The 16,673-nt window shown below is 51.6% G+C and carries 16 protein-coding genes; 13 read left to right on the forward strand and 3 right to left on the reverse strand.

Annotated features, from left to right (window positions below):
* The first annotated feature begins 4 nt into the window (after window positions 1-4).
* The 7 genes from scpB (at window position 5) to JNC80_RS06860 (ending at window position 6,730) form a co-directional block, all read left to right on the forward strand.
* Window positions 5-715 (forward strand): SMC-Scp complex subunit ScpB, encoded by a 711-nt coding sequence (scpB, locus tag JNC80_RS06830; protein WP_376709905.1) that lies wholly within the window; start codon window positions 5-7, stop codon window positions 713-715.
* Window positions 716-1,000: 285 nt separating this feature from the next.
* Complete coding sequence (locus tag JNC80_RS06835; RefSeq protein WP_022711486.1) at window positions 1,001-1,225, forward strand: twin-arginine translocase TatA/TatE family subunit; 225 nt, start codon at window positions 1,001-1,003, stop codon at window positions 1,223-1,225.
* 111 nt (window positions 1,226-1,336) lie between these two features.
* Window positions 1,337-1,987, forward strand: a complete 651-nt coding sequence (gene tatB, locus JNC80_RS06840) for a Sec-independent protein translocase protein TatB (RefSeq protein WP_376709848.1) — start codon at window positions 1,337-1,339, stop codon at window positions 1,985-1,987.
* On the forward strand, window positions 1,984-2,820 hold the full coding sequence (tatC, locus tag JNC80_RS06845; protein WP_022711484.1) for a twin-arginine translocase subunit TatC: 837 nt from the start codon (window positions 1,984-1,986) through the stop codon (window positions 2,818-2,820). The genes tatB and tatC overlap by 4 nt, the downstream gene beginning before the upstream one ends.
* 155 nt (window positions 2,821-2,975) lie before the next feature.
* The gene (serS, locus tag JNC80_RS06850) at window positions 2,976-4,256 is read left to right on the forward strand and encodes a serine--tRNA ligase (protein ID WP_376709849.1); all 1,281 of its coding nucleotides are present in this window, start codon (window positions 2,976-2,978) and stop codon (window positions 4,254-4,256) included.
* A gap of 137 nt (window positions 4,257-4,393) precedes the next feature.
* Complete coding sequence (locus JNC80_RS06855; protein ID WP_022711482.1) at window positions 4,394-5,071, forward strand: protein-L-isoaspartate(D-aspartate) O-methyltransferase; 678 nt, start codon at window positions 4,394-4,396, stop codon at window positions 5,069-5,071.
* A gap of 423 nt (window positions 5,072-5,494) precedes the next feature.
* Entirely contained in the window at window positions 5,495-6,730 is a 1,236-nt protein-coding gene (locus JNC80_RS06860; protein ID WP_371257522.1) for a LysM peptidoglycan-binding domain-containing protein, read from the forward strand.
* Window positions 6,731-6,836: 106 nt separating this feature from the next.
* Here JNC80_RS06860 and JNC80_RS06865 read toward each other — a convergent pair whose 3' ends face one another.
* Window positions 6,837-7,703 carry an ATP-binding protein gene (locus tag JNC80_RS06865; RefSeq protein WP_376709850.1) on the reverse strand — a complete coding sequence of 289 codons (867 nt, stop codon included), beginning with the start codon at window positions 7,701-7,703 and terminating at the stop codon, window positions 6,837-6,839.
* Between the two features lie 468 nt (window positions 7,704-8,171).
* Here JNC80_RS06865 and yajC point away from each other — a divergent pair, with 468 nt between their 5' ends.
* From yajC to JNC80_RS06885, 4 genes are all read left to right on the forward strand, one after another.
* The gene (yajC, locus tag JNC80_RS06870; protein ID WP_022711479.1) at window positions 8,172-8,513 is read left to right on the forward strand and encodes a preprotein translocase subunit YajC; all 342 of its coding nucleotides are present in this window, start codon (window positions 8,172-8,174) and stop codon (window positions 8,511-8,513) included.
* Window positions 8,514-8,803: 290 nt separating this feature from the next.
* A complete protein-coding gene (gene secD / locus JNC80_RS06875; protein WP_376709851.1) occupies window positions 8,804-11,053 on the forward strand; it encodes a protein translocase subunit SecD in 2,250 nt (749 codons plus the stop codon).
* Window positions 11,054-11,345: 292 nt separating this feature from the next.
* Window positions 11,346-11,735: an Mth938-like domain-containing protein gene (locus JNC80_RS06880; protein WP_376709852.1), complete on the forward strand. Its 390-nt coding sequence runs from the start codon at window positions 11,346-11,348 to the stop codon at window positions 11,733-11,735.
* A gap of 4 nt (window positions 11,736-11,739) precedes the next feature.
* Window positions 11,740-12,615, forward strand: a complete 876-nt coding sequence (locus JNC80_RS06885) for a phytoene/squalene synthase family protein (protein WP_376709853.1) — start codon at window positions 11,740-11,742, stop codon at window positions 12,613-12,615.
* 142 nt (window positions 12,616-12,757) lie between these two features.
* On the opposite strand, the gene trmFO is transcribed toward JNC80_RS06885, so the two are convergent.
* Both trmFO and JNC80_RS06895 read right to left on the reverse strand, forming a co-directional pair.
* Window positions 12,758-14,161, reverse strand: coding sequence for a methylenetetrahydrofolate--tRNA-(uracil(54)-C(5))-methyltransferase (FADH(2)-oxidizing) TrmFO (gene trmFO, locus JNC80_RS06890; RefSeq protein WP_376709854.1), 1,404 nt, complete (start codon window positions 14,159-14,161; stop codon window positions 12,758-12,760).
* Window positions 14,162-14,556: 395 nt separating this feature from the next.
* Entirely contained in the window at window positions 14,557-14,709 is a 153-nt protein-coding gene (locus tag JNC80_RS06895; RefSeq protein ID WP_022711474.1) for a DUF1127 domain-containing protein, read from the reverse strand.
* Window positions 14,710-15,158: 449 nt separating this feature from the next.
* Between JNC80_RS06895 and JNC80_RS06900 the strand changes: the two genes are divergently transcribed.
* Window positions 15,159-15,614, forward strand: a complete 456-nt coding sequence (locus tag JNC80_RS06900) for a hypothetical protein (RefSeq protein ID WP_376709855.1) — start codon at window positions 15,159-15,161, stop codon at window positions 15,612-15,614.
* An 83-nt stretch (window positions 15,615-15,697) separates the two neighbouring features.
* Window positions 15,698-16,636 (forward strand): sterol desaturase family protein, encoded by a 939-nt coding sequence (locus JNC80_RS06905; protein ID WP_376709856.1) that lies wholly within the window; start codon window positions 15,698-15,700, stop codon window positions 16,634-16,636.
* Window positions 16,637-16,673 lie beyond the last annotated feature (37 nt).

Below are 16,673 nucleotides of genomic sequence, written 5' to 3' on the forward strand. Positions count from 1 at the left end.
TGAAATGCCGATCATATCTTCCGATGATGCCAATCCGTCCGTGCCGTCACGCGAGGCGCTGGGTGATGTGGTGCGTATGGTTGAGGCGATTATTTTCGCGTCTTCCGAGCCGGTGACGGAGAAAATGCTGTCGGAGCGACTGCCGCTGGATGTGGAACTGTTGCCGGTGCTGAAAGTGCTGCAAAGTGAATATCGTCTGCGCGGTGTCAATCTGGTCAAAGCCGGTGACGGCTGGGCGTTTCGCACAGCATCGGATTTAAGCTTTCTGATGAGCCGCGATCTGGTCAAACAGAAGAAACTGTCGCGTGCGGCGCTCGAAGTGCTGGCAATTATTGCTTATCATCAGCCGGTAACCCGTGCGGAGATGGAAGATATTCGCGGCGTGGAAACCTCAAAAGGCACATTGGATGTGCTGATGGAAACCGGCTGGGTGAAACTGCGCGGTCGCAGACGCACACCGGGACGTCCGGTGACCTATGGCACGACAGACAGTTTTCTGGATCATTTCGGTCTGGCAGAGATTCGCGATCTGCCGGGTATGGATGAGTTGCGCGGGGCAGGGCTGCTCTCCGCACGTCTGCCTTCGAATTTCTCTGTGCCGGTGCCGAGTGTTCGGCCGGATGAGTTGCTGGCGGATGAAGACCCGCTGACTGCCGGTGATATTGAAGAGCTAGGTCTTTTCATGCCGAAGGTCGAAGATGATGAGCGTAAATAGCCTTTTTCGCTGCTTCTACTGTTAAAATTGTCATAATTCTGTGCTTGTTAACTTTTAAGCAGCGGCGGGGTTGCAGCCATTTCAAACAGCGGCACGTTACCGGGTAAGGGCTTCAGCGGGGTTCTGCCGGATAAATGTTTTTTATTTTTGTAACTATGCTGTAGAACAAAGAGAAATTTCACCGGTTCTGTTTGAACAATGCTGTGATTGCGCTTAAATAGAGACTGAATTTGGATAATCCTGCTCCGGTATGAATATGCCGCGAGAGCATTTAGGGGATATAAGATGGGTAGTTTTTCGATCTGGCATTGGCTTATTGTTCTGGCGGTTGTGCTGCTGTTGTTTGGCCGCGGCAAAATTCCTGAACTGATGGGCGATGTTGCCAAGGGCATCAAAAACTTCAAGCAGGGCATGAACGAGCCTGAAGAAACCGATGTTGCTTCTTCCAAGACCATCGACAATGAGACCGGCGAACAGGTCAAGCCGACGAAGAAAACGACAAAACTGTAATTACAGATCATTCTGCCGGACTGTGCCGCCTTATGCGGCGCAGACAAACTTTGGCCACGCGTTCGCTTTGAACACAGGCCAAAGGCGGACAGATGGTGAAATGGAACGCCGATGTTAGATATAGGCTGGTCGGAGCTTCTGGTAATTGCGGTTGTTATGATCGTTGTTGTCGGCCCGAAGGATCTTCCGAAAATGTTGCGCGCCTTTGGCAAGGCAACAGGAAAGCTGCGCGCCACGGCGAATGAGTTCCGGACGCATTTTGATGAAGCAATGCGCGAGGCAGAGCTGGACGAAGTCAAAAAGACAATTGACGGCGTGAAGCAATATGACCCGCGCAAAACGGTGACGGATATTTTTGAACCGGTGCGCAGCGCCGGTGATGATTTGCGTGCCAGCCTGAATAATGCATCGCCGAAGCCGGAGGAAACACCGGTCGTGCCTATGGATTCGCCGCTCGATCTCTCTGAAATCAAAGAGGAAGAGGCGAAAGCGGCAGCGCCTGCTGCACAGCCTGTTGCTGCAAAGCCTTCAGCTGCTGTTGCCGAGCCTGCTGCTGCAGAACCGGTGAAAAAAGCCGCGAAACCCAGAGCTTCAAAAGCTGCGGCTGACACAGCGGCAAAACCTGCAGCAAAGAAAGCGCCGGCAAAAAACGATTCTGCGGTTAAAGCTGCACCGGTAAAGCAAGCCGCAGAGAAAAAAGCTGCTGCGCCCCGTGCAAAAGCCGCAGCGAAAACAACAAAAAAGACAGGAACTGAGCAGTGAGCAGTGATCAGGATGAAATAGACCAGAGCGCTGCGCCTTTGCTTGAGCATCTCATTGAGCTGCGCCGCCGCCTGATCTGGTCGATTGTGGCCTTTTTTCTGGCCTTTGTACTCTGCTTTGCTTTTGCCAAGCATCTCTTCAATTTGCTGGTTCTGCCTTATCAATGGGCGCTGGACTGGGCAGGGATGGATCGCAGCAAAGCCGCATTGATCTATACCGCACCGCAGGAGTTCTTCTTCACGCAGGTGAAAGTGGCGATGTTCGGCGGTCTGGTTCTTGCCTTTCCGATGATTGCTTCGCAGATTTACAAGTTTGTTGCGCCCGGCCTTTATAAGCATGAGCGTATGGCGTTCCTGCCGTTTCTGGTTGCCTCGCCTTTGCTGTTCCTGCTGGGTGGCGCACTGGTTTATTTCTTCTTCACACCGATGGTGATGTGGTTCTTCCTTGCCATGCAGCAATCGGGTGCGGATGGCGAAGTGCAGATTTCCCTGCTGCCGAAAGTGTCGGAATATCTCAGTCTGATTATGACGCTGATTTTCGCCTTCGGTCTGGTGTTCCAGCTGCCGGTTATCACATCGCTGATGGCCAAGGTTGGGCTGGTGACTGCGCAGGGCCTGCGGGATAAGCGCAAATATGCGATTGTGATTGCCTTTGTGGTGGCTGCCGTGCTGACACCGCCGGATCCTGCAAGCCAGATCGGTCTTGCTATACCGGCAATCCTGCTCTACGAAATCTCGATCTGGCTGGCACAGATGATTGAGAAGAAGCGCGCTCAGGCCGAAATTCTCAATAATCTCACACCTGCAGATGATAATGAGCAAAAATCGTCCTGATTTTCGTATCATGTGATAGAAATTGAAGGCAGCATTTATGCTGCCTTTTCATGCATTGCAGCGGATCAGTTGTGATCGTGTTGCGATATAAGATCCTGCCGTAACCGCTTGTTGTGATTACGGTGAACCTGAACCTAAAAATAACGGTACTTCCAATGCTGGACATTAAATGGATACGCGAAAACCCTGAAGCTCTTGATGCTGCTCTGCAAAAGCGCGGAGCCTCTGCTGTATCCTCCGATGTGTTGGCGCTGGATGAAGCCCGCCGTCAGCATATTGCCAAGGTGCAGGAAGCGCAGGAGCGCCGCAATGCCGCCTCGAAAGAGATCGGCAAAGCGATGGGCGAAAAAGATATGGCGACCGCTGACCGCCTGAAGGCGGAAGTTGCCGAGCTGAAAACCTTCCTCACTGAAGCGGAAGAAGAAGAGCGTCGTCTCGATAAAGCGCTGAATGATGTTCTCTCGAGCCTGCCGAATGTGCCTTATGACAGCGTTCCTGTCGGTAAAGACGAGAATGATAATGTCGAGACACGTCGTGTCGGCAATATCCGTAATTACGGTTTTGAACCGAAAGAGCATTTTGAACTGGGCGAAGCCCTCGGTCTGATGGATTTCGAGCGTGCTACCCGCATGTCCGGCTCGCGCTTTACCGTGCTGAAAGGTGCGCTTGCGCGTCTGGAACGCGCGCTCGGTCAGTTTATGCTTGATCTGCACACCACAGAACATGGTTATTCTGAAACCATGGTTCCGCTGATGGTGCGTGATGATGCGGTATATGGCACAGGCCAGCTGCCGAAATTCTCGGAAGATCTGTTCCGCACCACTGATGGCCGTTGGCTGATCCCGACAGCGGAAGTGCCGCTGACCAATCTGGTTAATGGCGAGATTGTGGATGGTGCTGAACTGCCGATGCGTGTGACTGCGCTGACGCCTTGCTTCCGCTCAGAGGCCGGTTCTGCCGGACGTGATACACGCGGTATGCTGCGCCAGCACCAGTTCTGGAAAGTGGAAATGGTATCGGTAACCGATGCTGAAACCTCGGAAGCCGAACTGGAACGCATGACCGGTTGCGCTGAAGAAGTTCTGAAGCGTCTCGGTCTGCCATTCCGCACTGTTACACTTTGCACCGGTGATATGGGCTTCGGCGCACAGAAAACCTACGATATCGAAGTATGGTTGCCGGGTCAGAATACATTCCGCGAAATCTCCAGCTGCTCGGTCTGCGGTGATTTTCAGGGACGTCGCATGAATGCGCGTTACCGTGCTGCCGGTGAAAAAGCGACCCGTTTTGTTCACACGCTGAACGGTTCCGGTGTTGCTGTTGGCCGTGCGCTGATCGCTGTGATGGAAAATTATCAGGAAGAAGATGGCAGCATCACCATTCCTGAGGCTCTGGTGCCTTATATGGGCGGCATGACCCGTATCGAAAAAGCCTGATATTCAGGTCTGGATTAAGGAAATGCCGGAGGCGGAAATGTCTCCGGCATTTTTATTTCTTCGCATTATCTCTGAATTTACAATTTTAAAGGATGATGCTGCCTGATCGGCTATAAATCTGACTTCGGGCAGGGTTCATGAATATTCACATGCAGGCAAATACGGGCAAATATCGCATGAGCGGCAAAGAAGGTTTTGCCTCTTTTGTATTGCGTATGCGCAGTCGCGGTTTGCACGATCCGCGTTTGTTTGCAGCAATTGAAGCTACGCCGCGTCAGCATTTCATCAATTCGGCCTATCAGGATTTTGCCTATAGCAATCGTGTTTTGCCGCTGGCTTGCGGCGAATCAATTGAGGGGCTGGACGATCAGGCGCGTTTTCTTTCGGCTTTGTCGCTTGAAGCGGGACATCGCGTGCTGGAAATCGGCACAGGCTCGGGTTTCACTGCCGCTGTTATGGCGCGCCTTGCCGCGCGTGTGACAACGATTGAGCGTTATAAGACTCTGGCAGAAGCCGCGCGCAATCAGTTTCAGGCACATCAGATCGAAAATGTTGTTTGCAAACATGCAGATGGCCGCCATGGTGTAGCTGGTGGTCCTTATGACCGCATTATCGTCTGGCTGGCTTCGGATGCAATGCCGCGGCAATATCTGGATTTGCTGGCAACGCATGGCGTGATGATTGCACCGGTCGGGCAGGGTGACGGGCAGCAGGTCATGTGCCGCATGGCCAAAGTCGGCAGCCGTTTTGAGCGTGAAGACCTGATGATGGTGCGTTATCAGCCGTTTATCGAAGGCTCTGCTGCGTTTCTCTGAAACTTCGGCTGATTTTATTTCCCGGTTTTTATGGTTGTCACAGCGCTCTGACAGGCTTCGGAGCAGCATGTCGTGTATCAAATTTGCCTGATTTAGCGATTATGGTATCCGTTTGATGAATCTTTTAATTTTTTTACAGCAATTTTAACCAGCAGGTAACATTAACGCGCTTTAATAAGTCTACTTAGAGTTTCGGGTATGGACGGGTTGAATATGCGTAAAAAAGTTTTGCATCATGCGTCCGAGCGTCTTCTGCGTCATAGCGCGGTCATCCTGCTTGCAGGTGTGGTTGCTGGCTGTAGCGGGGATATGACACGCTTTACGGATGGCCTTACGACTGGATCGACGAATAATCAGCGCGCGATTATGCAGTCACAGAATCAGTCCTATCAGCAGAATAACGGCGCGGATAATTATCCGTCGATGCCGGCTGCGCAGCGTGTGGCTTCCGGTAATGTGCAGCGTAACGAGTTGCCGCCGGTAGGAACTGCCGCACCGATGGGCGCTGCACAGGTTGTGCAGAATAATGTTCAGAACTCTGTTCAGTCCGTGCGCGATCAGGCGACACAGCAGGTTGCAATGGCTGGCAGCAATATGACCAATGCTGCGGCAAGTTCGGTTAATAATGCGATGGTGCAGCCGGGTGAAACACTTTACGGCGTTGCCCGCCGGTTTAATGTGTCTCCGAATGATCTGATGGCTGCGAATAATATTACTGACCCGAATATGTTGCGGGCAGGGCAGACACTGACAATTCCGGGCGTTAAAGCCGCTGCCGGCGGCGCATTGGTTGCTGCTGCCAATGGCGGTACGCAGACCCTTGGTCAGCTGAAATCAAACGGTACACAGGCTGTTGCCAATGCTCAGCAGGCTGCGACGAATAAAGTGAATAATGCTGTTGCCAATGCAGGCGCAAAAGTAGCTGCTGCGACCGGCGGTTATACTGTGCAGAGCGGTGATACGCTGCATGCGATTGCCCAGCGCAATGGTGTGACGGCTGCAGCTCTGAAACAAGCGAACGGCATGAGCGACGGTACAATCCGCGTCGGTCAGTCTTTGGTGATCCCTGTTGCAGCGACTGCTGCTGCAACGCAGGTCGCGGCTGTTGCCAAGCCGGTTCAGGCCGCAGTTGATACGACAGTAAAAACAGCTTCAACCCCGCCTGCAGCTGCAAAACAGGTGCCGGATGGCAGCGTGAAACCTTATACACCGCCGCAGGCGAGCAATAAGGTGATTGAAGAAGCCGAGCAGGATGTCGCCATGGCGCCTTCTGCAACCGGTATCTCGCAGATGCGCTGGCCGGTGCGCGGCAAGGTGCTGACCAGCTTTGGTCAGCGTGACGGCGGTACTGTGAATGACGGTATCGACATTATGGTGCCGGAAGGTACGCCGGTTAAAGCAGCCGAAAACGGTGTGGTTATCTATGCCGGAGACGGGCTGAAGGAATTCGGTCAGACTGTTCTGGTGCGCCACGAAAATGGTCTTGTGACTGTCTATGGTCATAACAGCAAGATCAATGTGCAGCGTGGTCAGAAAGTACGTCGCGGTGAGGAAATTGCCCGTTCCGGTATGAGCGGCAATGCAAAATCGCCAAAGCTGCATTTTGAAGTGCGCAAGAACTCAACGCCGGTTAATCCGTCGAAATATCTGGAAACATAATTCCCGGAATATAGAGCGCCGCGTGCCATGCAAAGGACGTTCTAACCCTTTAAAATTATGTTCTGAATTGAAAAAGCCCGCTGCATCATGCAGCGGGCTTTTTGGTTTATGCATGAATGGAAATGCCAAGCCTTCCGGCCAAATCTTGTACATATTGCCAGGCAACGCGGCCTGAACGGTTGCCGCGTGTGGTTGACCATTCAAGGGCTTCCGCATGCAGCTTCTCAACCGGATAATTGAAGCCGTAATGCGCGGCATAGCCGTCGACCATTGCCAGATAATCATCCTGATTGCATTTATGGAAGCCAAGCCACAGACCAAAACGGTCGGAGAGTGAGACTTTTTCTTCTGTCGCTTCCGACGGATTGATAGCGCTGGAACGCTCATTATCAATCATTTCACGCGGCATCAGATGACGGCGGTTGGATGTGGCATAGAAAATCACATTATCAGGACGGCCTTCGACACCGCCTTCAAGTGCAGCTTTCAGTGATTTGTAGGATGTGTCGTCATGGTCGAAGGACAGGTCGTCACAAAACAGAATGAAACGGTAGTCGCTCTCCTTGATGAGATTCATCAATACCGGCAGGCTGTTGATATCTTCACGGTGAATTTCAATGAGTTTCAGTGGTTTCTGCGCCGTTTGATTAACTGAAGCCTGCGCGGCTTTGACCAATGAGGATTTGCCCATGCCGCGTGCGCCCCAGAGCAGCACATTATTGGCGGGCAGGCCGCGGGCAAAACGCTCGGTATTGCTCACCAGCTGGTCGCGCACATGGTCAACACCATGAATGAGACCGAGATCAATACGGTTGACCTTTTTGACCGGTGCCAGTTCAAGGCGGGAAGGCTCCCAGACAAAAGTATCGGCACGATCTGCCTGTATCGGTTTCGGGACAGGTGGTGCCATACGCTCAAGAACAGCCAGCAGCTGATCCAGTTTTGCACTCAATATTTGCTCAGTCGTGTTCATTTTAAAGCCTGTATTCTATCCGCGGCACTCTTGTATCCGGTCATCAGACTTATGGCGGGATGCAAGAATGCCCGGATTTTAAGTAAAGCACTTGAGCATTCGCTACCGGCTTTACCGGACTGTTTCTGTTTGCTTCTTAAAGACTGCCTTCAAGAACAGTCTGACTTTAGCAAGATTATTGCCTTTGAATAGTACCCATGGGTACGGTTGTGTGAAAATATTGTATTTGTGCCTGTAGCCAAGGCCGGAGTGAAAAAAATGATGGCCGCACTGGTAAAGTGGATTAAGAATTTGCATCTATGGTTGCATAACGGCGTATAACCGTTGTAATGCGCAGTGAATAAATTTGATGCATGCCGGTGAAATATGACGGCTTTGACTACATAATTCCCTAACCCGCAATCGGTTTAAGGAATTCTGCAGCCGAGAAGCATCGGACAGTTTTCAGTTTGACGAGGAGTCACTTTCATGTTTGTTACCCCTGCTTACGCTCAGGCCGCCGGTGGTGCCGGTGGCGCGGATATGCTGATGAGCATTCTGCCGTTTATTCTTATTTTCGTTGTTATGTATTTCCTGATTATCCGCCCTCAGCGTAATCAGATGAAAAAACGCGGCGAAATGCTGACCAATATCCGCCGCAATGACACGATCATTACCGGTGGCGGCATCATCGCTAAAGTTACCAAAGTAATCGATGATAATGAACTGGAAGCTGAAATTGCTGACGGTATCAAAATCCGCGTTCTGCGCTCCACCATCGGTGATGTGCGCACCCGTGGTGAACCGGTTGCCGACAACAAGAACAAGTAAGCTTATTGCTTATTGTTATTAAAGCCCGCTTCGAGCGGGCTTTTTTATTGGTCTGAAACTATAATTTGATGTGCTGCAATAGCGCATCATCAGCTTAAAATCTGCGCCATCCGCCTGTGTGCCTGCTGAGATTTGTACGAATCACGTATAAGATCAGAAAATGAGGTGGTGTAAGCAGAATTTGCCGTGTTTTATTCGGCAGTTATTCTCAAAACATTGCTGTTACGTCTGATCCTGTCTGTTTTGCGGATTTGCTGCAAAGCGGCATCAATTTTACGGATGGATTGCCGATGCTCTATTTCCCGCGCTGGAAATCGGTACTGATCTGGCTGGTCGTTCTGGCCGGTTTTATCTTTGCATTACCTAATTTCTTTTCCGCTCAGCAATTGTCGGGTCTGCCTGACGGTTTCCCGAAAGGGCAGATTATCACCGGTCTTGATCTGACAGGCGGTACGCGCGTTGTTCTGGCATCGCCGAAAATTACTGCGGAAGATCTGGATAAAAGCGCAGCCGTTATGGCCGACCGTCTGTCTGAGCTGGGCTATGATAATGCCCGTATCAATGTGCAGAACAAAAACCAGATACGCGCTGAAGTGCCGGATGTTTATGATGCACAGCTCATCAAAGATCTCCTGAGCCTGAAAGGCGATATCAATTTCCGTCAGGCGAAAATTGTAACGACGCCTGATCCGCTGGCTGAGGGGCTGGTTCCGCAGGATTCAGAAATCATCTATTCGTTTGATGATCCGCCGGTTGGCTATATTGTTAAAAAAGCACCGGTTCTTACCGGTGAAGACATTGCCGATGCGGAAGTCGGCGTAAATACCGCGCAGGATTCAGTGATTACCATCTCCCTGACGGAAGAGGGCACAAAGGATCTGGCCGATTTTACGACCAAGAATACCGGCTCTGTTCTTGCTGTTGTGATTGATAATCAGATTGTGTCGGCTCCGCGTATTCAGGAGGCAATTACGACCGGTAATCTGCAGATCACCGGTGATTTTGATCTGGAAACACTGAGCAATCTTGGTGTTGTTCTGCGTTCGGGGCCGCTTGCTGCTCCAGTTCAGGTTCTGGAAGAGCGCAGCATCGCTTCGGCGCTTGGCCAGAATTATACAAGCTACGGACTGATTACTGCACTGAGCGCGCTTGTGGTTGTCGCTCTGTTTATGGTGCTGTCCTATGGCCTGCTTGGTCTGATCTCTGTGATTGCACTTGGCGTCAATGTCATGCTGATGATTGCCGTCGTGTCATTCTTCGGCGTTGCAGTCGGGCTGGCAACCATTGCCGGTCTGGTGCTGACAATCGGCATGGCCGTGGACAGCAATATTCTGCTGTTTGAGAAAATGCGTGAAGATCGCCGTAACGGTTATTCCGTTGTGCAAGCGATTGAATCCGGCTTTTCCCGTGCGCGTGCCTGTGTGGTGGATGCCAATCTGACAACGCTGATCGCGGCATTGGTATTGCTGATGTTCGGCAGCGGGCCGTTGCATGAATTTGCGATTATCGTGACCATTGGTGTTGCGACGTCACTTTTCACAACCTACACCTTCTCCCGTCTCCTGATTTCTCTCTGGGTTCGCCAGTCGAAGCCAACAGTGATTCCGGCGCGTTTCCTCAAGCTGGTGCCAACCAATACCAAAATCGGCTTTATGAAACTGAGCGGCATTACGGCGATTATCTCTGCCGCTGCCTGTGTTGCTGCCGTCGTGTTTTATTTCACCATGGGTCTGAATTACGGTATCGATTTCGACGGCGGTTCTTCTGTCGAGCTGCAGTCGCGTGAAGGACCTGCGGATCTGGATGATATTCGTTTGCGTCTGTCCGAGCTGAATATTGACGGTGCGCGGGTGGTGCAGGGTAAAAATGAAAACCTTGCCGAGCTGCTGATCGGTTCGCAGGATGCCGGTGATGATGCCGAGCAGACTGTTGTCGTGAAATTGCGCGACGAGTTCGAGCAGGATTATGATTTCCAGCGCGTCGAAGTGGTGGGGCCAACGGTTTCCGATCATTTGTCGCGGATTGGTAATGCAGCGCTCGGACTGGCACTGATCGGCGTTTTTGCCTATTTGTGGCTGCGTTTCCGCTGGCAGTTTGCTGTCGGTGCCGTGCTGGCAACGACGCATGATATTATCATTATGATCGGTGTTTTTGCGCTGTTCCGCTTTGAATATAATTTGTGGAGCCTTGCGGCACTGCTGACGGTGATCGGTTATTCGCTTAACGATACGGTGGTCGTGTATGACCGCGTGCGTGATAATTTGCGCCGCTATCCGCAGACGCGGGTCAGTATGCTGGTGGATGCTGCGATCAATCAGACGCTGTCCCGTACAATTCTGACCTCTCTGGTCACGTTGCTGGCGCTGATCCCGCTCTACATCTTTGGTGGTGCGGATATCGGTTCCTTTGCAGTGATGATGTCGCTGGGGATTATTATCGCGACCTATTCGTCGATCTATATTGCGGGGCCGTTGCTTTGGCTGCTCGGCATCAGACCGTCGGATGTCAGCGAAAATGCGGAACCGCAAACCGCAAGCTGAGTAATCAGCAATATATAACAATAAGCATTGCCCGCAGGTTCTCCTGCGGGCAATGCTGTTTTAATCAGGCTGAAATGCACTGTAATGAACTGGTAAAACTCCCATATTGTTGTAGAAGGGGCGCATATCAGTGCTTGTGCGCTTGAGCGTATCCCGAAAAGTGTGAAGCGGTTTTCGGATAAGATACGCGTAAAAACTAAAAGATAGAGCATTTCCTATGTTTCAAAATAAACTGGAAATGCTCTAGTGCGGGGCTGAGCAGATTATAGTGCTCAAGATAAAGAGAGACGAAATGAACACTGGCATTGAAATCCGTGAAGCGCATTTTCCGGGACGGGCACCGATTGATGCCTATGGAAATGGCGGTTTTCGTTTTGCGGAAATGTCGCATCGCGGTTCATTAATGTGTCTGCCGTCCGGCATTCATGGCTGGGAGCCAAAACAGCCGCCAATTCTGACGGTGGCTGATCTGGGCATGATCCTGCAGCAGGCAAGCGATATTGAAATTTTGCTGGTTGGCACGGGTATGGATCTGCGCCGGATACCGGAAGATGTTAAGGCTGTGCTGCGTGAACACCGCATTTCCTCCGATCCGATGAGCACCGGCGCTGCTGTGCGCACCTATAATGTGTTGCTTGCGGAAGACCGTGCCGTTGCCGCCGCTCTGATTGCCGTGGAGTGAGAGCGTGGCTGAAACTGACAATAAAGCCGTGACATTTTCAGCGGCCGAGACCGGACATTATCAGCATTGCCTGCAATTTCTGCGCCAGAGTGATTTTGACCGCTATCTGGCTGTGCTTTATGCGCCGGAAGATAAGCGGCCTGCGCTTGCTGCACTCTATGCATTCAATGCAGAAATCGCCCGTATCCGAGATGTGGTACATGATGCATTGCCGGGGGAAGTGCGTCTGCAATGGTGGCGTGATCTTATCAATGGCACCGAACATGGTGCAGTGACCGGCAATCCGGTGGCGGCTTTGCTGCTCAAGGCGATTGGCGATTATCAGCTGCCGCGCTCCGTGTTCGATGCCTATTGTGAGGCACGGATTTTTGATCTCTATAATGATCCGATGCCGAGCCGCAATGATCTGGAAGGCTATTGCGGCGAAACCGCTTGTGCCATTTTGCAAATGGCAGCAATGATCTTGGATGCCGATGCGGCGAAATCTTCGGCAGAACTCTCCGGTCATGCGGGTGTTGCGCAGGCTGTCAGCGGTTTGCTGCGGCTGATGCCTTTGCATCGCCGTCGCGGGCAGGTCTATGTGCCGGAAGATATGTTGCAGGCGGTGGGCGTTTCGACAGAGCAATTTATCAAGGGTGATGACAAAGCGGCGATGCAACGTGTCGTGGCTGTGGTGACAGCTCTGGCGAAGGAACATTACGCGGCTTTTGAAAAACAGCCGATGCCGGCAAGCCTGAAAGCAGCCTATCTGCCGGTGCGTTTGGTTCCGTTGGTGCTGAAACGCGCAGAGCGCAAAGCTGATCTGGTGGCCGAGCAGGGCATTGACCTGTCACAATTACGGCGCCAGTGGATTTACTTAAAGTCCTCACTCAAATCATAAGTAATAAAAAAGCCGCCTCTAGAGCGTGTTGCGTTTAAGCTGTGGCACTGTGCTCGCTCTAGTGCTTTGTTTTTACGCATGTCTTTACCCCAAAACCGGTACCCACTTTTGGGAGACATGCTCTGGAGGCGGCTTTAAAATGTTATTGCTGTTCTTGCAGCCAGATTTTGAAGTCACTCAAAGCGCGGGCACTAAGAGCGCGTTTTTTGGCCTGTGTCTTTTCCTTGCCGCGCAGACGCACACCTTCCTGTTTCGGAACTGTAACTTCCGGAAACAGGCCGAAATTCACATTCATTGGCTGGAAAGAACGTTTGCCCGGTTCATCATCGCTGACAAGATGACCGCCGGTAATGTGATTGAGCAAGGCGCCAAAAGCTGTCGTGACAGGCGGTGGCGGCAAAGTTTCACCACGCTGCTGCGCAGCCGCAAAACGACCGGCGAGCAAACCCATCGCTGAAGATTCCACATAGCCTTCACAGCCGGTAATCTGGCCTGCAAAACGGATCTGCGGGCGGGATTTCAGGCGCAGGCTTGTGTCCAGCAGGATCGGCGAATTGAGATAGGTATTGCGGTGCAAACCGCCGAGGCGGGCAAATTCCGCATTCTCCAAACCCGGAATCATGCGCAAAATCCGGGTCTGTTCGCCATATTTCAGCTTGGTCTGGAAACCGACCATATTATAGAGCGTGCCGAGTGCATTATCCTGACGCAGCTGCACAACTGCATAGGGCTTCACATCGCGATTATGGGCATTGGTCAGCCCCATCGGTTTCATCGGGCCGTGGCGCAATGTTTCAGGGCCGCGCTCTGCCATTACTTCAATCGGCAGACAGCCGTCGAAATAAGGTGTGCCTTCCCATTCTTTGAACTCGGTCTTTTCGCCGTCAATCAAAGCCTGAATAAAAGCCTGATATTGCTCTTTATCCATCGGGCAGTTGATATAGTCTTTGCCTGTACCGCCCGGACCAACTTTGTCATAGCGCGACTGGAACCAGCAGATATCCATATTGATACTGTCAAAATGGATGATCGGCGCAATCGCATCAAAGAAGGCGAGGGAATCGGCTTCAGTTTCCTGCGCGATTGCCTCTGCCAGTTCTGCAGCGGTCAGCGGGCCGGTGGCGATGATGGTGTTGCCCCAGTCTTCCGGTGGCAGACCTTCAACCACTTCACGCTGAATGGTGATGAGCGGATGCGCTTCAAGCTTTGCAGTGACCGCATCAGAGAAACCGTCACGGTCAACAGCCAGCGCACCACCGGCCGGAACCTGATTGGCATCGGCGCAGGCCATAATCAGCGAATTGGCCAGACGCATTTCAGCATGGAGCACGCCAACGGCATTGGTTTCAGCATCATCCGAGCGGAAGGAATTGGAGCAGACAAGCTCAGCCAGTCCGTGGGTCTTATGCGCATCTGTACCGCGCACCGGACGCATTTCATGAATGATGACGGGAATGCCTGCTTCAGCAATCTGCCATGCCGCTTCGCTGCCTGCGAGGCCGCCGCCGATAATGTGAACAGGTGAATAGGATGATAAATTGGACATGCTTTGTCCAATACCGCTTTTGCAACGCGGCATCAATCACCTCTGTGCCAGATCACAAGCTTTTGCGGATAGGAATAATGGATAAAAAAATAGCCCTGTCGCAGGAGGGAGGGCGACAGAGCTATCTTAAGGAGGACTGATATGGGGGGATATCAGTCAGCGCAGAATGGAGGACATAGTCCTGGCAGCGCTATGCCTGCTGAAAAACGGGAGGGACAACAGCAGGCAATAAAACATGACCGGTACGGGAGGAGGAATACCGGTCATGAAAGGGGAGGATGTTTATCCGTCCGCGCCGGTGGTTGAAAAACTCCGGCACAGATATTTCGTGGCATACATACTATCAGTTCAGGCGAATTCCCGATCCTGACAGTTTTAGCAATGACTTGCTTAAATTACATACCGGCAGTGTTGGACTTGCGGGCGATGTAAGGAATGTCGGAGCGGGAGATACCGAGATCACCGAGTTCACGGTTGGACAAACGGTTCAGTTCGGAAACTGTGTCACGGTAACGGCGCCAGTTGTTGAAAGAGCGAATGATGTTCATTTTTAAAACCCTCGATTGTGTTCAGTTGTGTTGTGTAATCTGTTGTCCTGTATATAGCCCGGGTAATCAGAAATGAGGAGAGACAAGATTGCATAGCTCCTCTGCGAGCCTTGCAGACCTCATTTAAACGATTTAAATCGCTATTTAGTCGCTATTTGGACAAAATTGGTGCCGGTCGCAATTTTCGTTCGTTAAACTGTGATTGCGGGTAATTTAAATGCGGTATCACGCATTAAGTCTCACAAAAATATCGCCTGTGGGTTGTGTAGAAATTGTGACATTTCAAGAGCTATGCAAAGCAGCACGGCATTAAGGTTAGCGACTGGTAAAATTGCGGGCTGGTTATTGAGTACCTGTGCGATTTTTGGATACTTGAATGCTGGGAATTTTCGTGGGAACCTTGTTTTCATGAAGGGGAACGGCTTGTTTATAGGGGGAGATCAGGTCGCTTGCTGAGTTCGCCTGTACTCATTGGCATGATCGTCGCCGGTATCATCATCGGCGCAGTGGCTGTTCATCTGCTTGGCGGTAACCGGCAGGCGGTTTTAAACACTGATAAGGATGTGCTGGAGCGTTTCCGGCAGGATTATCCGGAAAGCCTGATCACCCGCATTTATTATACTCAAGACCGGCGCACTGCTTTTTTCGACCTGCCGCAGCAGGGAACCGGTATTGTTCATGCGGTGGGTGCTAAATTTCTGACACGCATTTTAAAAGCGCAAGATATTGCGGAAATCCGGAAGCAGGATGAAACAAGACTGTTTCTGCAGATGCATGATTTTACATGGCCTGCGGCTGCTTTTTCTTTCGATGACAAAAAGACACGTGATCAGGTCTGTGAATGGCTGGAGCATTTCACAGTCAAGTTGGATCAACTTGACGCCCGTGATAGTGCGACCAAATAAAGAATCTGGAGCGAGCGCTATGATCCAATCTGCACGTAAACCGCTCTAGCGCGGCCTCAATAATAAAAAGGGGAGTTGTCTTTATGAATGATCCGGCATTCTTCGACGTGACACTGCTGGCAGTGCCCTTATATCTCCTTGCGATCATGATTGAGCTGGTTGCGGTGCGCTATTGGCATCGCAAGGGCGAATTTGAAACCCGTGATGCACTGACCAGCCTGTTAATGGGCACCGGTAATGTTGTGGCAGGGCTGTTGCTCGGTTTTGTTTCTGTCACAGCTTTGCTGTGGGTCTGGCAGTTCCGTTTCTTTGACCTCGGCCTGCATTGGTGGGTCTTTATTGCTGCCTTTATTTTTGATGATCTGCGCTATTACTGGTATCACCGTATTGCCCATCGGGTGCGTTGGGTCTGGGCGGAGCATGTCAATCATCATTCCAGCCAGCACTATAATCTGACCACAGCGCTGCGTCAGTCATGGACGGGGCAGATTACCGGCATGTTTATGTTGCAGGTGCCGCTGGTATTGCTGGGCTTTCATCCGGCAGTGATTGCTTTCGTCTATGGCTTTAATCTTATCTACCAGTTCTGGATTCATACCGAGGCAATCGGCAAAATGTGGAAGCCTATTGAACTCATATTCAATACGCCGTCGCATCACCGTGTGCATCACGCGACCAATCCGCGATATCTGGATGCGAATTTTGCCGGTACCTTGATTATCTGGGACAGATTATTCGGCACATTTGTGGAGGAACTGCCGGAGGATATGCCGCGCTACGGGATTGTGCGCAATATCGGTACTTTCAATCCGGTGCGGGTGGCATTTCATGAATGGGCGGGGATGATGAAAGATGTGTTTGCGCCGGGGCTGAGCCTGCGGCAAAGGCTGATGTATATGGCAGCGCCGCCCGGCTGGAGCCATGACGGCAGCCGTAAAACATCGGAAGATCTGAAAGCGGATTATGTGCGCCTGAACCCTGATGAAGCCGGTAAGCCGGGATTGCCTGAGCACTCGTCTTAATTTAACACGATAGTAAAGCTATGCGCTCGTCTATTGC

The sequence above is a fragment of the Pseudochrobactrum lubricantis genome (assembly GCF_041929865.1).
Lineage (GTDB): Bacteria > Pseudomonadota > Alphaproteobacteria > Rhizobiales > Rhizobiaceae > Pseudochrobactrum > Pseudochrobactrum saccharolyticum.